General features: G+C 77.1%; 1 protein-coding gene and 1 pseudogene. Both read right to left on the minus strand.

Annotation, left to right across the window (positions count from 1 at the left end; genetic code table 11):
- A pseudogene (locus tag D471_RS41305) lies at positions 1 to 189 on the minus strand (hypothetical protein); the annotation flags it as partial.
- A gap of 46 nt (positions 190 to 235) precedes the next feature.
- A complete protein-coding gene (locus tag D471_RS39430) occupies positions 236 to 565 on the minus strand; it encodes a hypothetical protein (RefSeq protein WP_152486282.1) in 330 nt (109 codons plus the stop codon).
- Positions 566 to 833 lie beyond the last annotated feature (268 nt).

The following is an 833-nucleotide window of genomic DNA, read 5'->3' on the forward strand; positions in this document are numbered from 1 at the left end:
ACCAGGGCGACGGGCAGCCGGACGCTCTCGGGGAGGTGTTCGGAGGCGGCGATGGGCGTAGGACGCGACCACGGGATCGTGGGTGACCACGAGGACCGTCTGGCCCAGCGCGACGGCCGTGCCCCGCGACGGAGACAGCGCCCGCGCGCCGGTGCGGGAGTCCAGGGCGCCGGTGGGATCGTCGGCCAACACCAGGTCGGGGCGGGTGATGAGGGCGCGCGGCGGCCCCGCCGGCCTACTCGGCGGCCAGGGCCCGGCGCAGGTCCTCGTAGGCGGTCAGGACGCACCGCTCAGACCGGTCTCGTGCGGGATCCGCTGAGCGGGCCGTGGCGGCGCTCCCGGACGGGGTGGGCGGCACACAGGGTGCGCGGTCCGGGGGCGAGCCCGGCGGAGTCCCCGGTACGTGACGGGGCCTCGTCCAGGACCTCCGCCGCCCGGCCGGGGGGTGCTCCCGGAGCAGTCGGGAGCCCTCGGCGACGAGTCGCTCGAAGGCGTGGGCGTCGAGCTCCCCAGACGGCACGTCCAGGCGGTACCCGCCGCCGTGGGCGACCGGCCCGTCACCCATGCGTCGGGGCGGGGCAACCCGTGCCGCGGACCCCCGTGTGACCGGAAGCGGTCAGCGCCGCACCCCGGGAGAACCGCCCAGCTCAGGCCCTACGCCCCGACCCGGTTCCGTCGTTCACGCAGGTGGGCGGGGATTGTCCTGCCCGTCCGGGCGCTGTTAGCGTCCTGCCTGCCCGATCACCATCCGTGACCGGACCCGCGAGCTCCCCGTCCGCCCCTCGGGGAAGACCACCGCGCCCGGACAGCGCCGTCCACTCCCCCGGCGGGCC

Origin of the sequence: Nocardiopsis lucentensis DSM 44048 (assembly GCF_000341125.1) — a bacterium.
GTDB classification, from domain to species: domain Bacteria; phylum Actinomycetota; class Actinomycetes; order Streptosporangiales; family Streptosporangiaceae; genus Nocardiopsis; species Nocardiopsis lucentensis.